This is a genomic window from Musicola paradisiaca NCPPB 2511, assembly GCF_000400505.1.
Classification (GTDB): Bacteria; Pseudomonadota; Gammaproteobacteria; order Enterobacterales; family Enterobacteriaceae; genus Musicola; species Musicola paradisiaca.
The window spans coordinates 4241640-4264067 of the sequence record NZ_CM001857.1 but is presented as its reverse complement, the minus strand read 5'-3'; the positions used below and the strand labels follow the sequence as shown (position 1 = coordinate 4264067).

Sequence of the window (22428 nt, the reverse complement as noted above, 5' to 3'; positions counted from 1 at the left end):
CGTAGCGCCGATGGTAGTGTGGGGTCTCCCCATGTGAGAGTAGGGAACTGCCAGGTTTCAATTAGAGAAAAGCCCTGAACATAGGTTCAGGGCTTTTTTTTGTTTTTGATCCGTCCTGAATAGCGTTGACACGTTCCTGGCTTAAATCCGGAGAGCGTGATGATGACTGAGTTCAAACGTACCCAACGTGATTATCCTCTATCCTTTAAAATAGCCGTCGTTGAGCAAGTCGAAAAAGGCGAAATGGGCTATCCAGGCCCCGCAGCGATATGACATTCATCAACGACATGCACACCATAGTAAGGTTCTAGATGTTATTGCCCGGCTCCGGTGCCGCCAGCCGAAGATAGGCACACGTAAACTGCACCATCTATTGAACAGTCACCCAGACAAGACAATGAATATCGGTCGGGATAGCCTGTTCAGCCTGCTGGGTGAGCACCGGCTTCTGGTGCCAGTAAAACGGGAATACCACAAAACCACCAACAGCCATCACGGCCCCCGAACCTGCTGAAACCGGGTCCTGGACAGGTTACCGCTCTTGAGCCGGAACAGATATGGGTGGCAGATATTACTTACCTGCCGATACGCAACGGCACGGTTTATCTGAGTCTGGTCACTGATGCCTGCTCAAGAAAAATCATGGGTTATCATGTAGATGAAACCCTGCACACTGAAAATGTAGTAAAAGCATTCAAACAGGCAGTGCGGCAAAGGCAAACAGAAGGCCCTCTGATACATCACTCAGACAGGGGGATACAATACTGTTCAGCACTTTATCAGTCAGTGCATAAAGAATACGGAATAACCTGTTCAATGACAGAGGGTTACGACTGCAACCAGAATGCACTGGCGGAACGAATAAACGGGATCCTGAAGAGTGAATTTTTACTCTCACGCCCGGCCGAGCTGGCACAGGCAAGGAAAATGGTGAAAGAGTCTGTAGCAATTTATAACCATGAACGGCCACATCTGGCCCTGAAATACAAAACGCCTGATGAAGTTCATCAGGCGTTTTACGGGCAAACAACTGTCAACCTATATCAGGACTAGTCACAGTCATCATCACGCTCTCCGGATTTAAGCCAGGAACGTGTCAACGCTATTCAGGACGGATCACTGTATAAAAAGAAGCCCATTCATTGAGAGCGGGCTTTTTCTTAGTATTAGAACTCTTCCCCTCGGGGTGGAAAGAGTTTGGTCGATTATTAGTGCAGAATTTGCGCCAAAAATGTTTGAGTACGCTCGGATCGCGGGCTGGTAAAGAAGATATCCGGTGGCGCTTGCTCAACGATTTCGCCCTGATCCATAAAGATCACCCTGTTGGCTACGGTACGGGCGAAGCCCATTTCATGGGTCACGCATAGCATCGTCATACCGTCTTCTGCCAACCCGAGCATGGTATCCAGAACCTCCTTGACCATTTCGGGGTCAAGTGCGGAAGTTGGTTCATCGAACAGCATGATTTTGGGCTTCATACACAGAGAGCGAGCGATAGCCACACGCTGCTGTTGCCCGCCGGAAAGTTGCCCAGGATATTTATGAGCGTGGGCGGCGATACGGACGCGCTCCAGATAATGCATCGCCAGTTCTTCCGCCTCTTTTTTCGGCATACGGCGAACCCAACTCGGCGCCAGCGTACAGTTTTGCAGAACAGTTAAGTGTGGAAACAGATTGAAGTGCTGGAATACCATGCCGACTTCCGTCCGAATTTTTTCGATATTACGGCTATCGTGATTCAGCTCAATACCATCGACTACGATACGGCCTTGCTGATGTTCTTCAAGATGATTGATGCAGCGGATAGTCGTTGATTTACCGGAACCCGATGGCCCGCACAGTACAATACGTTCGCCTTGTTTTACTTGCAGATTGATATCTTTCAGTACATGGAATTGTCCGTACCACTTGTTCACATTTTCCAGCGAAATCATGTGGTCGGCAGATGATGTTAACGTGTCCTGGTTCATGGATAACCTCAATGGGACTTGTGTCCGGTATCAAAACGTTTTTCTAAATGCTGGCTGTAGCGGGACATGCTGAAGCAGAAAATCCAGTACAGAATGGCGGCGAAGACATAACCTTCCGTTGACATCCCTAACCATGTCGGGTCAACGGTTGCCTGCTGGATGCTGCTGAACAAATCAAAAAGCCCAATGATGATCACCAGACTGGTGTCCTTGAACAGCGCGATAATGGTATTGACCAGACCGGGTATCACCAGTTTCAGCGCCTGAGGCAGGATAACCAGACCCTGCATGCGCCAGTAACCAAGTGCCAGCGCTTGGGCTGCTTCATATTGCCCTTTCGGCAATGCCTGCAAACCGCCACGCACCACTTCGGCGACATAAGCCGACTGAAAAAGGATAACCCCGACTAACGCACGCAGTAACTTGTCGATATTGGTGCCTTCCGTCAGAAACAGCGGCAGCATTACGGATGACATGAACAACACGGTGATCAGGGGTACGCCGCGCCAGAACTCGATGAAAATAACGCACAACGAACGCAGGATCGGCATGTTGGAGCGGCGCCCCAACGCCAGCAATATGCCTAGCGGCAACGCACCCGCGATACCAATAGCGGCGATGATAATCGTCAGCGTCAACCCGCCCCACTGGCGTGTTTCCACACGGGGAAGCCCGCCGAATCCGCCGAATAGCAGCCACCAGGCCAGCAATGGATAAACCACGCACCAGACGGCGATATAACGGCCGCGGTGAGGTAATGCTCGCCAAAACATCGGTAGGATGCTGATTAACGCCAGTACCAGTGCAAAATTGATGCGCCAAATTTCTTCCCGCGGATACAACCCATACATGAATTGGCTGAATCGGGCATGGATGAAGACCCAGCAGGCGCCATCCGGCGTACAGTCTCCGCGTGAATCGCCGATCCAACTGGCCTTGAAAATCGCCCAGTTAAGCAAGGGGGGGAGCAGCTCCCACAGCAGCCACAAACAGACCAGCGTCAGTATGCTGTTGGTCACGCTGGAGAACAGATTACGCCGCGCCCAGGCAATAGCGTTGTTGACGGGCGTCGGGTTGGATGTAGTACGTGTCGTCATGATAACCCTGTCCCTTTAGCGCTCAATTAACGCGATCTTCCGGTTGTAGACGTTCATCACCAATGAAATCAACAGGCTGATGATCAGGTATACCGACATGGTGATGGCGATAGTTTCAATCGCCTGACCGGTCTGGTTAAGCACTGTCCCGGCAAACAGCGACACCATGTCTGGATAACCGATAGCTGCCGCCAGCGACGAGTTCTTCACAATGTTCAGATACTGGCTGGTTAATGGCGGAATAATGACGCGCAGCGCCTGCGGCAGAATGACTTTTTTCAGCGTCACTGACTTGGGTAGCCCCAGCGACAGCGCCGCTTCGTGCTGGCCGTGCGAAACGGATTGGATCCCTGAACGGATGATTTCTGCGATAAACGATGACGTATAGATCGATAATGCCAGCGCCAGCGCCGCCAGTTCGGGAATCAGCACCATACCGCCACGGAAGTTGAAGCCTTTCAATTCCGGCACATCCCAATGCAACGCAGGGCCGAACACCAGATGGGATAACCCCATTAATACGATTAGCATCGTCAGCGGTATCGGCCAGGTTTTGCGCTGCTGACCCGTCAGCGCCTGATAACGTTTACTGCGGCGGGAAATCAGTATGGCGACCATCAACGTCGCAACCAATGACAGCACAGCGGAAAGCGCGCCGCTTCCCAGTTCCGCCGACGGGATGTACAAACCACGGTTGCTCAGAAAGAATGTATCCAGCGCATTCACCGCCTGACGTGGCCCCGGTAGGTTGCGCAGTACGGCAAAATACCAGAAGAAAATCTGCAGCAGCGGCGGAATATTTCGGAAAGTTTCGATATAGAACGTGGAGAGTTTACGCAACAGCCAGTTATCCGACAGACGCGCAAGCCCGACGACGAATCCCAGCAAAGAAGCGCAGACGATACAAATAGCTGAAACCAGCAACGTATTGAGTAACCCGACAACGAACACACGCGCATAGGTATCCCCCTGCTGGTAATCAATCAGGTGCTGGATAATGCCGAAGCCGGCGCTGTTGTTGAGAAAGGCGAAACCTGACGTAATGCCGCGCTGTGCAAGGTTCGTCACCGTATTGCTTACCAGATAGCCGGCGAAGGCCAATACGGCGATGACAAGAATGATTTGATACAACCAGGCGCGCACCGCTGGATTAGTCAGTGAAAGATCACTTTTCACGGTTGGGCGTTGAAGCATGTTGGAGCCTCTGTAACGGTAAAGCAAGGGCACGCCTGATTACGCAGAACGTGCCCGAATTGTGCGGAGGATAGATTAGCGAACGGCAGGAGCGTACTGGATGCCGCCCTTGTTCCACAGTTCGTTCAGACCGCGCTTGATTTTCAGCTCACTGCCCTGACCAACGTTGCGTTCAAACACTTCGCCATAGTTACCGACTTGTTTGACGATTTTGTAGGCCCAATCGTTCGGCAGTTTCAGGTCTTTGCCGAAGTTGCCTTCTTTACCCAACAAGTGCGCCATATCCGGGGTAGTCGGTTTGGCCGCCAGCGCGTCGACGTTTTTGGACGTAATGCCCATTTCTTCGGCGTTCAGCATGGCGAACAGCGTCCAGCGGACGATGGCAAACCAGTCTTCGTCGCCGCGACGGACAACCGGGCCCAGCGGTTCTTTGGAGATGACTTCAGGCAGAACGACGAACTCGGTCGGTTTGCCCAGTTTAATGCGCAGCGCGTACAGCTGGGATTGGTCGGAAGCCAGCGTATCGCAGCGACCGGAATCCAGCGCCTTGGCGCTTTCGTCGGAACGATCAAAAGTGACCGGGGTGTACTTCATGTTGTTGGTTTTGAAGTAGTCCGCTACGTTCAGCTCGGTATCGGTACCGGCCTGGATACAAACGGTTGCGCCATCCAGCTCTTTAGCGCTTTTCAGGCCCGCTTTGTTGTGGGTCAGGAAGCCGATGCCGTCATAGTAGGTTACGCCGGTAAACAGCAGGCCCATGCCGCCGTCGCGTGAGGAAGTCCAGGTAGTATTGCGGGAAAGGATGTCAACTTCGCCGGACTGCAGGGCGGTGAAACGCTCTTTTGCCGTCAGCGGGGTGTATTTCACCTTGTTGGCATCGCCGAATACGGCTGCTGCTACGCCACGGCAGACGTCAACGTCAATACCTGTGTATTTGCCACCGGCGTCAGCATACGAGAAACCGGGAAGTCCATCACTGATACCGCACTGTACAAATCCTTTCTTCTGAATGGCATCCAGAGTTGCGCCAGCATGAGCCTGGTTAGCAAGGGCGAACAGTGAAGCGCCGGCAACCAGCGTAGACATAATCACTTTTTTCATCATCATCGTGTGCCTAATTAATAGTTATGCTGTTGTGTTTTGGCGCCCGTTACGTGCGCCTTTCCTGTCTGTTGGCTCTGTGCTCCGTCGACATCGAGCCGTATTTGTATAAAGCAAAAATAATGCCAGGTTGGTAATTGGTGCCCGGCAGGCTGAAAATCAAAATGCATCAGCAGGGGATGAGTAATAAACAGGCGGTATGAGGGGATAAATAAAAGGCATGGATTGCACCAAGGTGGATGCTGTAGCGCAAAATTGCGCTGGCATAGTGCAATCCATGCCGGGTGAAACGTTTCTAGCGTTGGACGGCGGCCCGCAACAGCGCGATAACCAGCGGCGGCGCTATCTCTTTTAGTGCAGCGCGCTCAGGTTGGAATAGCGTGCCGACAAAAAACGGATGGTCTGAAAGTTCGATCGCCCGGATATCGCCGTTGTCGTCGGTGCCGGTCACATTGACGGTCGCCGCAGTAAAATCGCGGCGAAAATCCTCATTGATGCCATATCGGCAGCGATAGCCTTCGGTAATATCCAGTGTGCTGTATGCACGGGCGACATGGCTGTCTGGCGCTAAATGGATATCGCCTTGCTTTTCCACCATCTCGCATTGTAATGGTGCAATGACGCAACGCCCTTGCTGGGTGACTTCCGCATTGCTGGCGTCCTGCCATTGCAACACGTGACGGGCATATTCCAGCAAGGCATATTGGCAACCGCCGCAGGTGCCGAGAAACGGCGTGCCGGATTCGCGGGCATAGCGGATGGCTTGCAGGATGTTTTCGTCATTACTGTAAGGGCTGGCGGGTACGCACCATACGGCATCAGCCTCTGCAAGCTGCCGGGGCGATAACTGTTCGCTGTGTATCCATTGAAATTCCGTGGATATTCCGAGGTGGCGAGCTGCCAGGGTTATGGCGGGGGGGATGGCCTGATGGGCGATGACGGCGGGATTGTAGTCACCTATCAGCACGATTCCGGCATTTTGTTTCATGACATTCTCCGGCTGGTAAAAACAGAGGCTACGGCAAACCGGAAATAATGTCGAGATATGGAAACGCGAATAATTAGGCGGCGCCACGCAGGGTGACGGGGCACCGCCCAATCCGCCTGTTTCCCGTGGCATCAATGCACGGTGTGCCGCTGGTAATATTTTTCCAGCCGAACCTGAATCTTGCCGAGAAACGTACTGAACAACAGGTAAATCAGGGCCGCTTCAACATAGAGAATCAGCGGTTCATAGGTGACGGAGACAATGCGCTGCGCCGCCAGAAACATTTCGGGTACGGTAATGACTGCCGCCAATGATGTATCTTTGATCAGCGAAATAAAGGTATTGGAGAGCGGCGGCAGGGAAACGAAAACCGATTGCGGCACGATCACCCAGCGAATCGCCTGTGCGCCGTTCATGCCCAGCGAATACGCTGCGTTCCATTGTCCTTTAGGGACTGACAAGATCGCTCCGCGAACAATTTCCGAAGTATAGGCACCGACATTGAGGGTGAACCCAATCAGTGCTGCCGGAAAGGCATCCAACGTAATCCCCGCGTTGGGCAAACCGTAAAAAATCAGAAACAGCTGGACGAGCAGCGGCGTGCCGCGGATCACCCACACGTAAAAAATCGCAGAACCATTTTAAGGGTTTCGGGCCATACAGACGCAGCAACGCGACGATGACGCCGACCGCCAGACCAAGAATGAAAGAGAGGATTGCGAGGGGAACCGTAAATTGAATTCCGGCGGACAGCAGACTCCAGAAGGAGTCTGCCATGAGTTGCAGCCATGATGGCATCTGGAATAACTCCGATATCAATGCAGATTATTGGGAAACGTCTTGCCCAAAGTATCGCACAGAAATCGTTTTGTAGGTGCCGTCGGCTTTGATCTGGTCCAGCGCACTATTCAGTGCTTCAACCAGTTGCGGCTGGTTTTTCCGCACCAGAATCGCTGAGGGATCGCCGCTTTCCGCCGTTGCGACCACTTTCACGTTGGCGTCAGGCTTATGTTTCTTGAAATCGAGGAAAGACAGGTTGTCGTTCAGCGTGGCGTCGGCGCGGCCGCTAAGCACGAGCTCCAGCGACTGGTTGAAACCATCGGTAGGCACGATATTGGCGCCATAGCTGGTGGCCAGCTTTGAATAGTTGCTGGTCAGGCTTTGGGCTGACTTACGGCCTTTCAGTTCGTCGAAATTCTTGATGGTAGTGTTATCGCCGCGGACGATCAGTACGGAGCGGGCGTCGATATAGGGTTTGGAGAAGTCGAATTTTGCCTGACGTTCCTTGGTGACGCCGACCTGATTGATCACCGCGTCGTAGCGTTTTGCATCCACGCCGGCAATCAAGCCATCCCAACGTCCTTCAACAAATTCTGCTTTTACGCCAAGCTTTTCAGCCACAGCGCGGCCGATTTCCACATCGAAGCCAACCAGTTTGCCGGACTGGTCGTGATAGGTATAGGGCGCATAGGTTCCTTCCGTACCGAATTTGATGACGCCTGCCGCTTTGATGGCGCTGAGATCGTCCTGTGCATGGCTGGCGAATGCTGTGGTCAATAATGCAACAGAGAGCAGGGCGGAGCTTACTTTTTTCATAACGGATTCCTATCAGTAAATGACGTCACGGATTATGTCGCGGCATATAGTGGGATGCACGGACTAAATGGTCGCGGCGTGATGAAGAAATGTTATTTTTTATAACCAAAAAAGATAAATGTGACTGTTTATAGTCTGATAACCCATAAGATGCCGACGAGTTGCGGCGCAACACCGGTCGATCGGATGTTTAAGGTCGATGTATGTAGGCAGGAGAAATCATCGGCAGAAGCCTTCCTTGGCGTTTTCCCGTCCAGCCAACCGATTGGATTGTTGCGGCTGGGATGTCGGATGCCGTCCTCGTGAGTGGCAAAGCGTCTTACAGAAAGTTGACGGTTTTTTTCGGGCGTTCATCCACACTGAGGGAAAATACGTCAGGACGGGAATAGTGGCCGACCACGTCGAAGTCGTAACGTGCCCGTACCAGTTCCTTCGTATCCACCTGCGTGGTCAGCAAGCCTTCTTGTCCGCGCAGCGGCCCTGCCAGCACATCGCCCAAGGGGCCGATAATGACGCTGCCGCCCTGAATTAACGGCCGGTCCGGCTCCCACCCGGGAATACTGATCCCCAGGGATGCAGGCGACGGCTGCACCTGACAGGCGCTGATAACAAAACAGCGCCCTTCATGGGCAATATGCCGCATGGATGCCTGCCAGATATCGCGTTCGTCCACGGTGGGTGCGCACCAGATGTCGATATTTTTGGCGTACATCGCGGTACGTAGCAGCGGCATGTGGTTTTCCCAGCAAATGGCGCAGCCGATGCGGCCGGCGGCCGTTTCCACCGCTGGTAGGGTCGATCCGTCTCCTTGTCCCCAGATGAGTCGTTCGGTGCCGGTCGGCATCAGTTTACGGTGCTTGGCGACCAACCCCTGTTGGGGATCGAAGAACAGTGCGCTGCAATACAACGTGCTGCCGTCTCGCTCGATCACGCCGACCACCAGGCTGGCATTGGTTCGTTGCGACAACCCCGCCAGTGCTTCGGTTTCCTGGCCGGGAACATCAATGGCGTTGGCGAAATAGCGGGCAAAGGCTTCCCGACCTTCCGGTAAGCGGTAGCCTAATTGCGTACCGAAAGTTTCCCCTTTGGGGTAGCCGCCCAGTACCGCTTCCGGCATAACCACCAGCCGGGCGCCGCTGGCGATGATTTCGTTTTCGTAGGCCAGAATGCCAGCGAGCGTGGCCTCTTTTCCTTCGGGCGATGAACCCAGTTGCAGTGCGGCGACGGTCGTTAGAGACATAACGGTTTTCCTGTTGATGTGGGTGGTGATGAACGGTATACCTGCCTCAACCGTTATCAATCAACGCGCCATGCCATATAGATGAAATGAATAAAATTAATATCGAGACGATGGATCTGAACCTCTTCAAGGTATTTGAAGCTTTGTATGAAGAGGGCGGCGCTGGTCGTGCGGCATTACGGCTGGGCGTCACCCAGTCGGCGATCAGCGCTGCGCTGGGGCGTATGAGGAATATCTACGGCGATCGTCTGTTTGAGCGCACAGGGCGGGGGTTACGTCCGACGCGGCGCGCAGATGAACTCCATCCCATCATCAGCGATGCGCTCAACAAGTGTCGCCAGAGCTTGTCGATGGCGAATTCGGTGGGGGATGAATTTCAGGGGCGCACGGTGACGATGGGATGGTCCGACGATTATGAGATTGCGCTGGCCAGGACGCTGACCAATCAGGTCGCTGCGGAATATCCCGGTATTCGGCTGATCTTCCGGCAGACCCACAGCCGAGTAGCTGCGGATATGCTGATGGAGCGAGCGGTGGATCTGGCTATTTCCACGGAGGGGTTTTCGTCAAGTATTCTGGGTCGGCAAGTGCTGGGCGGCGGGAGTTATGCCTGCCTGCTGGACAACCGGCCAGATGCGCCGGATGCGCTGACGTTGGAAGAGTACATCCGTCGTCGACATATTTTGGTTTCATCGGGCGGATTTATCGGCATCGTGGATGAAGCGCTGGCGGCACTCGGGTTGCAGCGTCGGATTGAAGTATCCACTACCCATTTTGCAGCCGTTCCTTATCTGCTTAAGGGGTCAGAATCGCTGGTGACGCTGCCGGCCCATGCCGCCTACCCGATTGCGGCAATCGCCGATCTGCGCGTGCTGCCTTGTCCGCTGGTTTTGCCTGGTTACGCCATTGAACTGGGGTGGCGGCTCGACGCATTACGCGATCCGGCGGTCGTCGCCGTCAGGCAAGCGGTTCAATGCGTGTTTGCCGAACGGCGATCTGACGACGAATACGGCCTGATCTCCGGAAGATTGAACAAAAAAGAGCCGCCCGATGGCCGTTCTTAGGAGGCCGTATTATCGGTACAACTCGGCTACGCCGCGCAGCTGATCTTGGCCGCCTGCGGAGATGATGCGGAAAGACGTGGCACCGGCGGCGCTGGCTTTTTCCGACAACGATGCCTGTAGGCCGTCCAGTGTACTGGCGCGGGCGGAAACGGTGCCGATGGCTTGGCCTTGCGTATGTTGAATTTCGGTAGCGGCAAAGGAACCACAGGAAACGGTAGCAAGAGTGATGATTGAAACAAAATTTTTGATGTATTTCATGGTCAATATCCTTCACGTGTATATTCGGTTAGATTGCGATTTCAGGCGAGTCTTCCTTCGATGGAGGTAACGATATGCCGGCTTACGGGGTGTTGAAATCAGGTTTATTTGTTATTTTTATTTAAAATAATTGATTTTCGGTGTTGAAGGTATTTCGGCGGGTGATGGCGCAGACCGAGCAATCCGGTCTGCGGCTGGCAAGGCGTAAGCCGTTAGCGAGGGAGCGCCAGTTGTTCGTTGATATGGTCTGGCGGCATCGGTGGCGCGAGCAGGAATCCCTGCAAGGAATAGCAGCCGAGGCGGGTGAGCAATTCCTGTTGCTCCGGTGTTTCCACGCCTTCCGCAACCACTTCCAGGTTCATGGAACGGGCCATCTCGATGATAGTAGTGACTACCACGGCGTTTTTATTATGGAGCAGTAAGTCCTTAACGAACGTCCTGTCGATCTTCAACTCTCTGGCCGGCAGCCGGCGCAGGGAAAGCAGATTGGAGTAACCGGTGCCAAAGTCGTCGATCGAGACTTTGACCCCCAGTCGATCCAGCTCGTGGAGGATATTCAGGCTTTTTTCCAGATTGCGCATGGCGACGCTTTCGGTGATTTCCAGCGTCAGCATGTACGGCGGAATCTGGTATTTCGCCAGTGCGTCGGAAATCACGCTGACCAGATTATGCTGGTCGAATTGGACGGGAGAAATGTTAATGGCTACGGTCCAGTGAACCTGACCTTGCTGGTGCCAGACCTGCAATTGTCGACAGGCCTCGTTGATGACCCATTCGCCGATGGCGATAATCAGACCGGTTTTTTCCGCCATGGGCAGAAACTTATCGGGCAGTAGCAGGCCCTTTTGCGGATGCTGCCAGCGAATCAGTGCTTCAAAGCCGTGGATGGGGCCATTCGGCGGCCGATATTTGGGTTGATACCATAAACGGAATTGGTTGAGCGCCAACGCTTTTGGCAACGCTTGCAACAGCTCCGGCTGGTGGTTGCCATGGTGGCTGAACGACGGGCTGTAGAATATCCAGCCGTTGCGCCCGGTCTGTTTGATGCTGTACATCGCGGTGTCGGCGTTGAGCCTGAGGTCATGGGATGTTGCACCGTCTCGCGGAAACAGACTGATGCCGACGCTGAGCGTGACCCGCAGCGTATAGCCCGACTGGTGGAATGGCTGCTCAATCGCCTGTACCAGTTTGTCGGCCAGCGCCGCAGCCTGCTCTTCGCCGCAGTCTCGCATCAGCAGCACGAATTCGTCCCCGCCAATCCGTGCCAGGGTCATGCCTGGCCCCAGATACTCGCGCAGGCGCGTCGTCACGCCAGCCAGTAACTGATCGCCGAGGTAGTGCCCCCAGGCATCATTGACGATTTTGAAACCGTCGAGATCCATATACATCAACGCAAAGGTTTGCCGGTGCTGGCGGGCGTGATGAAGGCAGGATTCCAGTTCCCTTTCCAGTTGCATGCGGTTGGGCAACCCGGTCAGCGCATCGTGCATGGCGAGCCGTGCCAACTGGTCGTTGGCCTGCCTCAAACTGTCGGTTAAGCGGGACGCCCGCCACTGGGCGTCAAGCATAGAAATCACCAGCATGGCGCCGAGGATCAACAACGATATTGCCGATACCCAGACGGAAAGCTCGCGTTGATTGACGCTGTCTCCGTGATAGTGCGCCAGCGGCGAGAAGCCGATGTACTGTATGGCGGCGATCGCAGCGCCTATCACCAGCGCTGCGGCAAGGCGGGCAAATAACCGTTGCCGTAGACGCAGAGAAAACGCCAGCCACATCGCTATGCCGGAAGCGACAAAGGCTACCGGTATGGATACCGCTACCCACCAACCGTTCCAGTGTATGCCGTCGGCAACCGCGATTGCCGCCACGCCGGTGTAATGCATGCAGACTACGCCGCCGCCGAAAGTCTGCGCGGCAAGCACCAGTCTGGCGCGTGTGAGTTGGGGGGCTGAAGCCGTGAGATGCAGTGAAATCAGAGAGGAAAATATGGCGACCAGTAAGGACACCGCGGTGAGGTTGAGGTTATGGCTCACCGTTATCGGTAGGTGCATTGCCAACATGCCGATAAAATGCATCGCCCAGATACCCATGCCCATGGCGGTACCAGCCGCTGTCAGCCAGAACAAGGCAACACGTTTTTCGCAATAGGCAACCTTGCCAGCCATATCCAGTGCGACAAAAGAGGCGATAAACGCCACTAACCAGGATATGGCAATCATCAGTGTGTCCCACGAAACGATTAACATCATATTTTCCGTCGTGCGGTACGTTGTAGGCGTATGGAATTATCACGTTTTTAAGAATCTGGATATCGACTTAGTGATATTTCTTCTAATTTGCGAATGATGGCGTCTCCCGATGACCTGATACCAAACATCACTTTTAGTGATGAACCGCGCGACGTCAGCCCATGCTGTGATATCGGATTACCCGCCAGAATCCAGCCGACATCATGAGTGAGCCTGGATATAACACGCAATAGCTGTGCCATAACCCATGATTGGGAAGCTTTTTTCCGTTAATGGGAAACGTGAGGCCGTACCGTCGGATCTTCTTCGCGGGGGAGGGGCCGGGAATACGATGCGGAAATCCAGCCACTAGTGTTCTGAAGGTTTTTCGGCCATGAGAGATCATGCCGTGTCAGTATGAGCTGTCAGCGTCAGTAGAGCACCAGCATGATTTTTGCCATTGTATGTTGTTGCCCCTTTATGAGTTGTGGCTGTTCCGGCACAGTGTGCTGGAAAATGCCAGCAGTTTTGTCCGTTACGCAAGAATGCTGACGACGACGGCCCAATGATTGAGCTGGAACTACCCTTGGGACTAGATAAAATCTCGAACGGCTATGTCTGTAAGAAATTCACTATTCTTGTGTGGTTGTCTTTATAGCTATACGTTTTCTTGAGGGGGGGTGTGATTGATAGATAGAATTATCACTAGGAAAGTAAAACAATATTGAACCCAACGTCTCATGCGAGAAGCATGGGATAAACCAGAAATTGGAGAGTTGTACTGATGCTGACTTCTTTACACATCAAAAATTTCAAGGCTTGGAAAGATACAGGTTCTATAAGGCTTGCTCCACTGACAGTAATCTTTGGTGCCAACAGTGCAGGCAAAAGTAGCTTGGGGCATTTGCTACTGGCGCTAAAACAAACGGCTTTATCAGCAGACCGAAAGCGTCCTCTACATTTGGGTGATGACAATTCCTTGATCGATTTGGGAACATTTGCAGAATGCCTGCATAACCATGACTTAGAGAAGGCTTTGGAATTTGAGCTAGGGTGGAAAATTCTTGGTAAAGATCTGGAGGCGCGCGATCCGCTCAGCAAGAAAAAATTTGCTGGTGATGAATTAACGCTTTCGGTCACACTTGCTGCAGATGCCAAAGAACAGCCAAGGGTGGATAAGCTGATTTATCAACTTTTACGCCATAGCACCGGTACCAGTCAACTTGCAGTTGAATACAATAGAGACGAAAAAGGTAAACTTGAAATAACCTCAAGTGAATACAAATTTGTGCGCAATACAGGTAGAAGTTGGCCGCTGGATGAGCCAGACAAGTTTTATCGTATTTCTGATCAAAGTCGTGCTCGGTTTCAAAATGCGGAGTTTTTGTCGGATTTTGCCCTAAATACGGAAGCTGCGCTTAATAGCGTGTACTACCTAGGGCCTCTGCGTGAGCACCCAAAACGTATCTATTCATGGTCGGGGGAAACACCAGAAAGTGCTGGGCAAAAAGGCGAATTTGCGATTGCTGCTATCTTGGCTGCCAGCGCCCAAGAACGAAAACTCAATCGTGGTTCTGGACAACGCCTGACCCGCTTTGATGAATTCATCGCGAAATGGCTTAAAGATTTGGGAGTTATTGATAGCTTTGCTGTAAAGCCTGTAGCAGAAGGTCGGAAAGAATATGAAGTCGTAGTCAAAACCCATGTAACAGCCAGTGAAGTCAAAATTACTGATGTTGGTTTTGGCGTATCACAGGTGTTACCTGCGCTAGTTCAGGCTTTCTATTGTCCACCAAATTCGACTATTTGGATGGAACAACCAGAGATCCATTTACACCCTCAGGTTCAGGCTGAGCTTGCTGACGTGTTTATTTCCGCCACACAGGCTCGCGAAAATGGCAAAGAGCGCCATGTTCAGTTAATTGTTGAAAGTCATTCCGAACATTTTCTCAATCGCCTACAACGGCGTGTCGCTGAGGGGTCTGTAGCACCAGAAAATGTCGCCGTATATTTCTGCCGTCGCGCGGGTGCTGCTGCTGAACTAGAACCGCTACGCCTTAATATGTTTGGTGAAATCGAAAACTGGCCGGAAAAATTTTTTGGTGATGAGATGGCTGATATTGCTGGTCGCACTTTGGCAGCCATGAGGCGCAAGCAGGAACTAGCTAAGGAGAAGGTTAAATGATGAGGGCTGTCATTGATACCAACGTTCTGCTAGTTGCCAATGGTATGCATGCAGATGTATCGACAGAGTGTGTCATCAAATGTGTGCAGTGCTTGCAGGCTATGGAGCAGTCTGGTGTAACAGTCATCGACAATGGCTTTCGGATTCTCAGTGAGTATCAACATAAAACCAAAACCAATCCACCAAAGGGAGTTGGCGATGTATACCTTAAGTGGTTACTCCGAGAAGCAGGAAATTCAGCACGAGTGGAGCAAGTTAGTCTGACGGAGTCTGCTGAGAATGAATTTGCTGAATTCCCTGATGCAACTTTACAGCCACAGTTTGATGCACCAGATCGAAAATTTGCAGCAGTAGCTAATGCTCATCCAGATAAGCCTCCTATATGGCAAGCTGCAGATTGTAAGTGGCTGGACTGGTGGGAAATTTTGAAAGAAAAGGGGGTTTTTGTTGAGTTTCTTTGTCCAGATGATGTTTGTACATTTTATCGCACTAAGTTTCCCGCCAAACCGGAGCCTCAATTACCAGAGATTGATGAATGAGCGAGTTCTTTCGCTTCCCCCATACCCCGCATCTTACGTGGCTAGGTGACGGCTCGCCACGTGATGACAAAGTGCTATCACCCAATCAAGTTAAATCATTACTTACGGGTGAGGTGGTGGTAGAGGAAAAACTGGACGGTGCAAATGTAGGCCTATCGCTTGCTCCAGACGGTTGCTTACGAGTGCAGAACCGTGGGCAATATTTGGTTGCACCCCATACTGGGCAGTTTGCCCGCATGCCTGCATGGTTGGCTCAACACAGTGAGCCACTGTGTTCTAAGCTGACACCAGACCTAATCCTGTTCGGTGAATGGTGCGCTGCGCGTCATTCGTTAGATTATGTAGATCTGCCAGATTGGTTCCTGATCTTTGATGTGTATGATCGTACTGCTGGTCGCTTCTGGAGCAGCTCTCGTCGCAATGTATTGGCCGCTAGTATGGGATTGGCAACTGTTCCGCAAATACTCAACGGGAATACCACGGTTAATGAACTAAGTCATCTCGTTGCTACTACATTGAGCAAATATCGTCAAGGTGTTCTAGAAGGTGTTGTGGTTCGTCGCGAATCCCTCGAATGGTGTGAAGCCCGTGCCAAATTGGTTCGATCCGATTTTACTCAGATTATCGATACTCATTGGCGTAAGAGAGCGCTCCAGTGGAATCGACTAAAGGGTGACAGGAGAGTAGGACGTTAATAGGTTAGAGGGGGGCTGTAATGTAGCGACGCTTGCCCATCTGGTTAGCTCACGCTGAGTAATTAACAAAGACACCCAGTTTGGCAGTGAGGGTTCAAAAATGGAAAAGGCATTAACCAATAAAGAATAATGCCTTTTATTTCAAAGTGTTAACAAAGGTCTATCAGTTCATACCGTATTTTTTCAGTTTCTTACGCAGGGTGCCGCGGTTGATGCCCATCATCAGGGCTGCGCGGGTCTGATTACCGCGGGTGTACTGCATCACCATGTCCAACAGGGGTTGTTCAACCTCAGCCAGTACCAGCTCATAAAGGTCGTTCACGTCCTGACCATTCAGTTGAGCGAAATAGTTCTTCAGTGCTTGTTTAACCGAGTCGCGCAGGGGTTTTTGGGTTACCTGAGCCTGAGAGTTTACAGTGGAAACGGTCAGTACGTCAGAATTCACGCGTTGTTCGAACATAGTTCAGTCAGCTCTTTTTCTGTTTACGCAAGATTTTCAAAATATGCCTCCAACGCCTCCAGCTGCTCGCTGGCATCCTCAATGGCGTTGAATGTGCGCCTAAACTGGTCGTTCGGGGCGTGGGCCTGGAGATACCAGGACACGTGCTTACGTGCGATACGGAATCCCTTGCCTGGACCATAAAAGTCATGCAATTCCCGTATGTGCCCGATCAACAAGCGCTTGACCTCTGCCAGCGGCAGTGGTGGAAGCAACTCCCCTGTGTCCAGATAATGCTGGATTTCCCGAAAGATCCAGGGTCTTCCCTGAGCGGCTCGTCCTATCATCAGGGCGTCAGCCCCAGTGTAATCAAGAACCGCTCTGGCTTTGTGCGGGTCAGTAATGTCGCCATTCGCGATAATCGGAATGGAAACGGCCTGCTTAACTGTCCGAATGCTGTCGTATTCCGCTTCACCATTGAACAGGCACGCACGGGTGCGGCCGTGAATGGTGAGGGCCTGAATGCCACAGTCTTCAGCCAATCTGGCAATTTCTACACAGTTACGGTGTTCTGGTGCCCAACCGGTTCGGATTTTCAGCGTCACCGGTACCGAAACCGATTTCACCACCGCTGTCAGGATCCGTTTCACCAGATCCGGATACTGCAGCAGGGCGGAACCTGCCATCTTGCGGTTTACCTTTTTGGCCGGGCATCCCATGTTGATGTCGATAATCTGCGCGCCACTATCCATATTGATACTGGCTGCCGCCGCCATCTCCGCTGGATCGCCGCCGGCGATCTGTACGGCCCGGATACCGGGTTCATCACTGTGCACCATACGCAGACGCGACTTATCCGAACGCCAGACTTCCGGATTGGAAGAGAGCATTTCGGATACCGCCATCCCAGCACCCATCGTGAGGCAAAGCACCCTGAAAGGGCGATCGCTGACACCGGCCATCGGGGCGGCGATTAAACGATTAGGAAGCTGAAATTGTCCGATGCGCATAGACAAAGAATGACCATACTGTGCCTGCAAGGGCGCGTATATTACGCATTTTTCACGCGATAGGAAAGGCCAAACTTTGAGCAATTGCGCCGAACAGATCAATGAAATGCCGTGTTGCGGATCGGGGAATTTTATTTTTCCTTAATTTACATATCGTTAGTTTTTTGCCGCTTAATCAGTAAACAACCGTGGCAAATGGAATATCCGTCGTAATTCGGGGTTGTTGCTCATTCGTTGTGCGATAAAACCACGGCATGGCGAGCCTGAACGGGCGTTCTGTCCCGCTCAGGCCGTCGGCTATACGGGTTTACGCACGCCGGTGATGCGGCACCACTCTTCTTTTTCCGCCACCGGATCGATCTGAAATTTGTCGGCGTATGCCTTGGCCACGCCTTCCGCCTGTGACGCCAAAACGCCGGACAACCCCAGATGGCCGCCCGCTTTCGGCAATGCGCTGATCAGCGGCGCCAGTTCGCGCAACGGGCCGGCCAGAATATTGGCAACCACGACATCGGCGCTGAGATCGGCAGGCTGGTCTTTGGGCAGATACAGCTCCAGGCGTTCTGAAACGCCGTTACGTTGCGCATTGTCGCGGCTGGCCTGAATGGCTTGCGGATCGATATCGATACCGATAGCGCGCGCGGCGCCGAGTTTCAGCGCGGCAATCGCGAGGATGCCGGAGCCGCAGCCGAAGTCGATGACGGTTTTGCCCGCCAGATCTAGCCCGTCCAGCCATTGCAGGCACAGTGATGTGGTGGGGTGTGTACCGGTGCCGAACGCCAACCCAGGATCAAGCATGACGTTGACGGCGTTCGGGTCAGGTATTTCACGCCAGCTCGGACAAATCCACAGCCGTTTGCCGAATTGCATCGGGTGGAAGTTGTCCATCCATTCCCGTTCCCAGTCCTTGTCTTCCAACTGCTCGATTTTATGATGAAAACCCGCGCCCAGCAGTGGATGCTGCTCCAGTTCGGCCACCACGTCGGCCATATCGGTAGCGGCGTCGTACAGGCCGATAACGTCGGTATCGCCCCATAGGCGGGTTTCGCCCGGCAGCGGTTCAAAAACGGGCGTGTCGTGTGTGTCCTGAAAGGTGACGGACACGGCGCCGCTGTCAGACAACGCATCGCCCAGTTGCTCTGCGTGCGTTCCGGATGTGTTGATTTTCAGTTGAATCCACGGCATAGCAGCCTCGATTTTAATGTGATGTTGAAGAGGCCGCCGCGTCGACGACGCGATGACCGAAAGAATTGCCCACCAGAAATGCCGCCAGGCTGATGGCCAGCGATGGGACGATAGGATGAAAACCGGCCAATGGCAGCGTGATGCTGATCAGCAGCGTATAGCTGCCGGCGCCGCCGATCATGGCGCTCAGCGCGCCGACGGCGTTGGCGCGTTCCCAGTAAAGCCCCAGCACCAACGGCCACAGGAAAACGGCTTCCAGGCCACCGAAGGCCAGCAGGTTGAGCCAAATAATCATCTCGGGCGGACGCCATGACGCCAGCAGCACCAGCAATCCCAGCAGCAGGGTGGTGAGGCTAGAGAGGTGGCGGATATAGCGTTCATTGTGCACTTTCTGGGGATAGACGCTCAGATAGAGATCTTTCACGATGCTTGCTGAAGCCTGGAGCAGGTGCGCATTGATATTCGACATGATGGCGGCGGTAGGTGCAGCGAGGAAGACCCCGGCAGCCAGCGGCGGCAGTACCGTCATCATCAGTTCCGGCAACACCTGATCCGGGATAGTCAGATTGGGCAGAATGGCCCGCCCCAGCGCGCCGGAGAGATGCATGCCCAGCATCAGTACGCTGATGACAATGGTGCCGATCATGATGCCGCGGTGCAGCGCTTTGCTGTCGCGATAGGAAATACAACGCACCGCGGTATTCGGCAAGCCGATAACCCCGAAGCACACCAGCACCCAGAACGACGCCATGAACGGCATGGACAGTGTCTGGCCGCTGCCGTGCGGATCGACCAGCTCGGGATTGATCTGCGCCAGCTTGTTCACCGCCTCGGGCAGTCCGCCTGCGGCGTGAATGACGCCGACCAGCAGCAGCAGCGTGCCAATCAGCATCACGATGCCTTGTAGCGCATCGTTCAGCACGCTGGCCCGGAAACCGCCGAATGCAGTGTAAAGCGCGATGGTGACGCCGAAAATCAGTAAACCGACGTTATAGGGCACATGAGCGACGGTTTCCAGCAGGCGGGCGCCGCCGATGAACTGCACCGCCATAGCGCCGATGAACGCCACCAGCAGGCTCAGGCTGGCGAACCAGACCAGCAACCTGCTGCCATAACGGGCGTACAGCATATCGTTCAGCGTGATGGCGTTATAACGTCGCGCCAGAATGGCGAATTTTTTACCCAGAATGCCTAAGGACAGCAGCATGGTGGGTACCTGGATCATCGCCAGCAGCACCCATCCCAGGCCGTATTTATAGGCCGCGCCGGGCCCGCCGATGAAAGAACTGGCGCTGACGTAAGTGCCGATCAGCGTCATTGCCAGCACGAAGCCGCCCATCGAACGGTTGCCGAGGAAATACTCGGTCAGGAAGTTGCCTTGCTGGCGGCGGCGCCAGGCGTATATCGATAGCCCAAATACCAGTATCAGGTACGCAACAAGCGGCAAAATGACATCAGTTTGCATCGTGATCCTCCAAGCTGATGTCGCGGAAGATACAGCGCACCATCACCCAACACAGGCCGATAAACGACAGCGGCAGCCACAGGCAGGCCAGTTCGAACCAGTGCGGCAATCCGGTTGGGCCGGGGTGGTTGTCGGGCAGGTAAGCCATGATGATCCAGGCCGCCAGATAAACGAAGGTGAGCCCCATCGCCCAGCGTGCTTCACGGTGCGCCTGAAGAAAGCGTTTATCCATGATGTATTCCAAAGCCAGCAGACATGAAAAAGTCGGTCGTTATAAGACGGGGGATTTTACGGCATGTGAACGAATTGCCCAGCTAAAAATAGCAAGGGCCGGTGTTGGCCGGCCCTTGTTGGAGAGAGATCACTGTAGACCGAGTTTTTTCTCCAGATAGTGGATGTTAGTACCACCATGCTGGAAGTTTTCATCGTTCATGATCTTGATTTGTAGTTCGACGTTGGTTTTGATGCCGTCGATAATCAGCTCCGCCAATGCGTTGCGCATACGGGCCAGGGCCACGTCGCGGTTTTCACCGAAACAAATCAGTTTGCCGATCATGGAATCGTAGTGCGGCGGCACGGTGTAGCCGGCGTAAATATGTGATTCCCAACGAACGCCAAATCCGCCCGGTGCGTGAAAACGGGTAATTTTACCCGGACTCGGCAGGAAGGTGTTCGGATCTTCAGCGTTGATACGGCATTCCACCGCATGGCCGCGGATCACCACTTCTTCCTGTTTGATGGACAGTGGCTGACCGGCAGCAATGCGCAGCTGCTCTTTGATCAGGTCGACGCCGGTAATCATTTCAGTCACCGGGTGTTCTACCTGAATACGGGTGTTCATTTCGATGAAGTAGAACTCGCCGTTTTCAAACAGGAACTCGAAGGTACCCGCGCCGCGATAGCTGATATCTACACAGGCTTTGGCGCAACGCTCGCCGATATAGCGGCGCAGTTCCGGCGTGATGCCCGGCGCTGGCGCTTCTTCGACCACTTTCTGGTGACGACGCTGCATGGAACAATCACGCTCGGCCAGATAGATGGCGCTGCCCTGGCCGTCCGCCAGTACCTGAATTTCCACATGACGCGGATTTTCCAGGTACTTCTCCATGTAGACCATGTCGTTGTTGAACGCCGCTTTGGCCTCGGCACGGGTCATGGCGATGGACTGTTCCAGATCCTTATCGTTGCGCACGACGCGCATGCCGCGGCCGCCGCCGCCGCCGGAAGCCTTGATGATGACCGGATAGCCGATGCGTTTGGCGATGGAACGGTTTTTGTCCATATCATCGCCCAGCGGGCCGTCGGAACCGGGAACACAGGGAACGCCGGCCTTTTTCATGGCGCTGATGGCGGAGACCTTGTCACCCATCAGGCGAATAGTGTCGGCGCGCGGCCCGATGAAAATAAAACCGGACTGCTCGACCTGCTCGGCGAAGTCCGCGTTTTCGGACAGGAAGCCGTAGCCGGGGTGGATCGCCACCGCGCCGGTGATTTCCGCGGCGGAAATGATCGCCGGGATATTCAGATAACTTTTGGTGGACGGCGCCGGGCCGATACACACGGTCTCATCCGCCAGAAGAACATGTTTCAGATCGCGATCCGCAGTGGAGTGCACGGCGACGGTTTTGATGCCCAACTCTTTGCAGGCACGCAAAATGCGTAGCGCAATCTCGCCACGGTTGGCGATGACAATTTTATCTAGCATGGTAAGCCTCGTTATTCGATGACAACCAACGGCTCGTCAAATTCAACCGGCTGGCCGCTTTCGACCAGAATGGCTTTCACCACGCCAGCTTTGTCCGCTTCGATCTGGTTCATCATTTTCATCGCTTCGACGATGCACAGGGTGTCGCCCACTTTGACCTGCTGGCCGACTTCGACGAAGGCTTTGGCATCGGGGCTCGGCGTGCGATAGAACGTCCCTACCATCGGAGAACGTACCACGTGGCCGCTGATGGCGGCTGGCGCTGCGGATTCGGCTGCCGGTGCGGCGGCAACCGGAGCGGCAATCTGCGGCATCGGCGCGTAAGCCTGTTGCATGACCGGATAGCTGCTGACGACCGGTGCGCGGCTGATGCGCACGGACTCTTCGCCTTCAGAAATCTCCAGTTCGGCAATGCCGGATTCTTCAACCAGTTCGATCAGTTTCTTGATTTTACGAATATCCATGA

Annotated in this window: 20 protein-coding genes and 2 pseudogenes; 5 read left to right on the top strand and 17 right to left on the bottom strand. The window is 53.6% G+C overall.

Annotated elements, in window-relative coordinates; genetic code table 11:
* Positions 1-301 precede the first annotated feature (301 nt).
* Positions 302-1053 (top strand): annotated as a pseudogene (locus DPA2511_RS22145) (IS3 family transposase); the annotation flags it as partial.
* A 155-nt stretch (positions 1054-1208) separates the two neighbouring features.
* Here DPA2511_RS22145 and DPA2511_RS19030 read toward each other — a convergent pair.
* From DPA2511_RS19030 to DPA2511_RS18995, 8 genes and pseudogenes are all read right to left on the bottom strand, one after another.
* Positions 1209-1970 (bottom strand): amino acid ABC transporter ATP-binding protein, encoded by a 762-nt coding sequence (locus DPA2511_RS19030; RefSeq protein ID WP_015855357.1) that lies wholly within the window; start codon positions 1968-1970, stop codon positions 1209-1211.
* An 8-nt stretch (positions 1971-1978) separates the two neighbouring features.
* Positions 1979-3067 (bottom strand): amino acid ABC transporter permease, encoded by a 1089-nt coding sequence (locus DPA2511_RS19025; RefSeq protein ID WP_015855356.1) that lies wholly within the window; start codon positions 3065-3067, stop codon positions 1979-1981.
* A gap of 15 nt (positions 3068-3082) precedes the next feature.
* Complete coding sequence (locus DPA2511_RS19020; protein WP_015855355.1) at positions 3083-4261, bottom strand: amino acid ABC transporter permease; 1179 nt, start codon at positions 4259-4261, stop codon at positions 3083-3085.
* 75 nt (positions 4262-4336) lie between these two features.
* Entirely contained in the window at positions 4337-5362 is a 1026-nt protein-coding gene (locus DPA2511_RS19015; protein WP_023638513.1) for an amino acid ABC transporter substrate-binding protein, read from the bottom strand.
* A gap of 295 nt (positions 5363-5657) precedes the next feature.
* The gene (locus DPA2511_RS19010) at positions 5658-6350 is read right to left on the bottom strand and encodes a CTP synthase C-terminal region-related (seleno)protein (protein ID WP_015855353.1); all 693 of its coding nucleotides are present in this window, start codon (positions 6348-6350) and stop codon (positions 5658-5660) included.
* Between the two features lie 131 nt (positions 6351-6481).
* Positions 6482-7148, bottom strand: a pseudogene (locus tag DPA2511_RS22140) (amino acid ABC transporter permease).
* 27 nt (positions 7149-7175) lie between these two features.
* Entirely contained in the window at positions 7176-7946 is a 771-nt protein-coding gene (locus DPA2511_RS19000; protein WP_015855351.1) for an amino acid ABC transporter substrate-binding protein, read from the bottom strand.
* A 319-nt stretch (positions 7947-8265) separates the two neighbouring features.
* Positions 8266-9186, bottom strand: coding sequence for a carbon-nitrogen hydrolase family protein (locus DPA2511_RS18995; protein WP_015855350.1), 921 nt, complete (start codon positions 9184-9186; stop codon positions 8266-8268).
* 86 nt (positions 9187-9272) lie between these two features.
* Between DPA2511_RS18995 and DPA2511_RS18990 the strand changes: the two genes are divergently transcribed.
* A complete protein-coding gene (locus DPA2511_RS18990; protein ID WP_015855349.1) occupies positions 9273-10250 on the top strand; it encodes a LysR family transcriptional regulator in 978 nt (325 codons plus the stop codon).
* A 9-nt stretch (positions 10251-10259) separates the two neighbouring features.
* On the opposite strand, the gene DPA2511_RS18985 is transcribed toward DPA2511_RS18990, so the two are convergent.
* Together DPA2511_RS18985 and DPA2511_RS18980 are read right to left on the bottom strand one after the other, a co-directional pair.
* Positions 10260-10508, bottom strand: a complete 249-nt coding sequence (locus DPA2511_RS18985) for a YdgH/BhsA/McbA-like domain containing protein (RefSeq protein ID WP_015855348.1) — start codon at positions 10506-10508, stop codon at positions 10260-10262.
* 212 nt (positions 10509-10720) lie between these two features.
* Positions 10721-12760: a putative bifunctional diguanylate cyclase/phosphodiesterase gene (locus tag DPA2511_RS18980; protein WP_226376613.1), complete on the bottom strand. Its 2040-nt coding sequence runs from the start codon at positions 12758-12760 to the stop codon at positions 10721-10723.
* 763 nt (positions 12761-13523) lie between these two features.
* On the opposite strand from DPA2511_RS18980, the gene DPA2511_RS18970 reads away from it, so the two are divergent.
* From DPA2511_RS18970 to DPA2511_RS23085, 3 genes are read left to right on the top strand one after another with little or no spacing between them, the layout of a single operon-like run.
* Positions 13524-14924 carry a DUF3696 domain-containing protein gene (locus DPA2511_RS18970; RefSeq protein WP_015855345.1) on the top strand — a complete coding sequence of 467 codons (1401 nt, stop codon included), beginning with the start codon at positions 13524-13526 and terminating at the stop codon, positions 14922-14924.
* Positions 14921-15463 (top strand): hypothetical protein, encoded by a 543-nt coding sequence (locus DPA2511_RS18965; RefSeq protein WP_015855344.1) that lies wholly within the window; start codon positions 14921-14923, stop codon positions 15461-15463. The genes DPA2511_RS18970 and DPA2511_RS18965 overlap by 4 nt, the downstream gene beginning before the upstream one ends.
* A complete protein-coding gene (locus tag DPA2511_RS23085) occupies positions 15460-16158 on the top strand; it encodes an RNA ligase family protein (protein WP_015855343.1) in 699 nt (232 codons plus the stop codon). Before DPA2511_RS18965 ends, DPA2511_RS23085 begins: the two co-directional genes overlap by 4 nt.
* Positions 16159-16321: 163 nt before the next feature.
* Here DPA2511_RS23085 and fis read toward each other — a convergent pair whose 3' ends face one another.
* The 7 genes from fis to accB form a co-directional block, all read right to left on the bottom strand.
* Positions 16322-16618: a DNA-binding transcriptional regulator Fis gene (gene fis / locus DPA2511_RS18960; protein WP_012883002.1), complete on the bottom strand. Its 297-nt coding sequence runs from the start codon at positions 16616-16618 to the stop codon at positions 16322-16324.
* Positions 16619-16641: 23 nt separating this feature from the next.
* Positions 16642-17607: a tRNA dihydrouridine synthase DusB gene (gene dusB / locus DPA2511_RS18955; protein WP_015855342.1), complete on the bottom strand. Its 966-nt coding sequence runs from the start codon at positions 17605-17607 to the stop codon at positions 16642-16644.
* Between the two features lie 297 nt (positions 17608-17904).
* The gene (gene prmA / locus DPA2511_RS18950; RefSeq protein ID WP_015855341.1) at positions 17905-18792 is read right to left on the bottom strand and encodes a 50S ribosomal protein L11 methyltransferase; all 888 of its coding nucleotides are present in this window, start codon (positions 18790-18792) and stop codon (positions 17905-17907) included.
* A gap of 13 nt (positions 18793-18805) precedes the next feature.
* Positions 18806-20257: a sodium/pantothenate symporter gene (gene panF / locus DPA2511_RS18945; protein ID WP_015855340.1), complete on the bottom strand. Its 1452-nt coding sequence runs from the start codon at positions 20255-20257 to the stop codon at positions 18806-18808.
* Positions 20247-20489, bottom strand: coding sequence for a YhdT family protein (locus tag DPA2511_RS18940; protein ID WP_015855339.1), 243 nt, complete (start codon positions 20487-20489; stop codon positions 20247-20249). Before DPA2511_RS18940 ends, panF begins: the two co-directional genes overlap by 11 nt.
* Before the next feature lie 129 nt (positions 20490-20618).
* On the bottom strand, positions 20619-21962 hold the full coding sequence (gene accC / locus DPA2511_RS18935; RefSeq protein WP_015855338.1) for an acetyl-CoA carboxylase biotin carboxylase subunit: 1344 nt from the start codon (positions 21960-21962) through the stop codon (positions 20619-20621).
* An 11-nt stretch (positions 21963-21973) separates the two neighbouring features.
* Positions 21974-22426 (bottom strand): acetyl-CoA carboxylase biotin carboxyl carrier protein, encoded by a 453-nt coding sequence (gene accB / locus DPA2511_RS18930; RefSeq protein ID WP_015855337.1) that lies wholly within the window; start codon positions 22424-22426, stop codon positions 21974-21976.
* Positions 22427-22428: the final 2 nt, after the last annotated feature.

What these genes read in the sequence shown, in the direction of transcription:
- DPA2511_RS19010 (WP_015855353.1), bottom strand. Translation starts at nt 6,350, where the DNA reads ATGAAACAAAATGCCGGAATCGTGCTGATAGGTGACTACAATCCCGCC.
- DPA2511_RS19020 (WP_015855355.1), bottom strand. Translation starts at nt 4,261, where the DNA reads ATGCTTCAACGCCCAACCGTGAAAAGTGATCTTTCACTGACTAATCCA.
- DPA2511_RS19025 (WP_015855356.1), bottom strand. Translation starts at nt 3,067, where the DNA reads ATGACGACACGTACTACATCCAACCCGACGCCCGTCAACAACGCTATT.
- fis (WP_012883002.1), bottom strand. Translation starts at nt 16,618, where the DNA reads ATGTTCGAACAACGCGTGAATTCTGACGTACTGACCGTTTCCACTGTA.
- accC (WP_015855338.1), bottom strand. Translation starts at nt 21,962, where the DNA reads ATGCTAGATAAAATTGTCATCGCCAACCGTGGCGAGATTGCGCTACGC.
- panF (WP_015855340.1), bottom strand. Translation starts at nt 20,257, where the DNA reads ATGCAAACTGATGTCATTTTGCCGCTTGTTGCGTACCTGATACTGGTA.
- DPA2511_RS18980 (WP_226376613.1), bottom strand. Translation starts at nt 12,760, where the DNA reads ATGATGTTAATCGTTTCGTGGGACACACTGATGATTGCCATATCCTGG.
- DPA2511_RS18995 (WP_015855350.1), bottom strand. Translation starts at nt 9,186, where the DNA reads ATGTCTCTAACGACCGTCGCCGCACTGCAACTGGGTTCATCGCCCGAA.
- DPA2511_RS23085 (WP_015855343.1), top strand. Translation starts at nt 15,460, where the DNA reads ATGAGCGAGTTCTTTCGCTTCCCCCATACCCCGCATCTTACGTGGCTA.
- dusB (WP_015855342.1), bottom strand. Translation starts at nt 17,607, where the DNA reads ATGCGCATCGGACAATTTCAGCTTCCTAATCGTTTAATCGCCGCCCCG.
- DPA2511_RS18990 (WP_015855349.1), top strand. Translation starts at nt 9,273, where the DNA reads ATGAATAAAATTAATATCGAGACGATGGATCTGAACCTCTTCAAGGTA.
- DPA2511_RS18965 (WP_015855344.1), top strand. Translation starts at nt 14,921, where the DNA reads ATGATGAGGGCTGTCATTGATACCAACGTTCTGCTAGTTGCCAATGGT.
- DPA2511_RS19000 (WP_015855351.1), bottom strand. Translation starts at nt 7,946, where the DNA reads ATGAAAAAAGTAAGCTCCGCCCTGCTCTCTGTTGCATTATTGACCACA.
- DPA2511_RS19015 (WP_023638513.1), bottom strand. Translation starts at nt 5,362, where the DNA reads ATGAAAAAAGTGATTATGTCTACGCTGGTTGCCGGCGCTTCACTGTTC.
- DPA2511_RS18970 (WP_015855345.1), top strand. Translation starts at nt 13,524, where the DNA reads ATGCTGACTTCTTTACACATCAAAAATTTCAAGGCTTGGAAAGATACA.
- accB (WP_015855337.1), bottom strand. Translation starts at nt 22,426, where the DNA reads ATGGATATTCGTAAAATCAAGAAACTGATCGAACTGGTTGAAGAATCC.
- DPA2511_RS18940 (WP_015855339.1), bottom strand. Translation starts at nt 20,489, where the DNA reads ATGGATAAACGCTTTCTTCAGGCGCACCGTGAAGCACGCTGGGCGATG.
- DPA2511_RS18985 (WP_015855348.1), bottom strand. Translation starts at nt 10,508, where the DNA reads ATGAAATACATCAAAAATTTTGTTTCAATCATCACTCTTGCTACCGTT.
- DPA2511_RS19030 (WP_015855357.1), bottom strand. Translation starts at nt 1,970, where the DNA reads ATGAACCAGGACACGTTAACATCATCTGCCGACCACATGATTTCGCTG.
- prmA (WP_015855341.1), bottom strand. Translation starts at nt 18,792, where the DNA reads ATGCCGTGGATTCAACTGAAAATCAACACATCCGGAACGCACGCAGAG.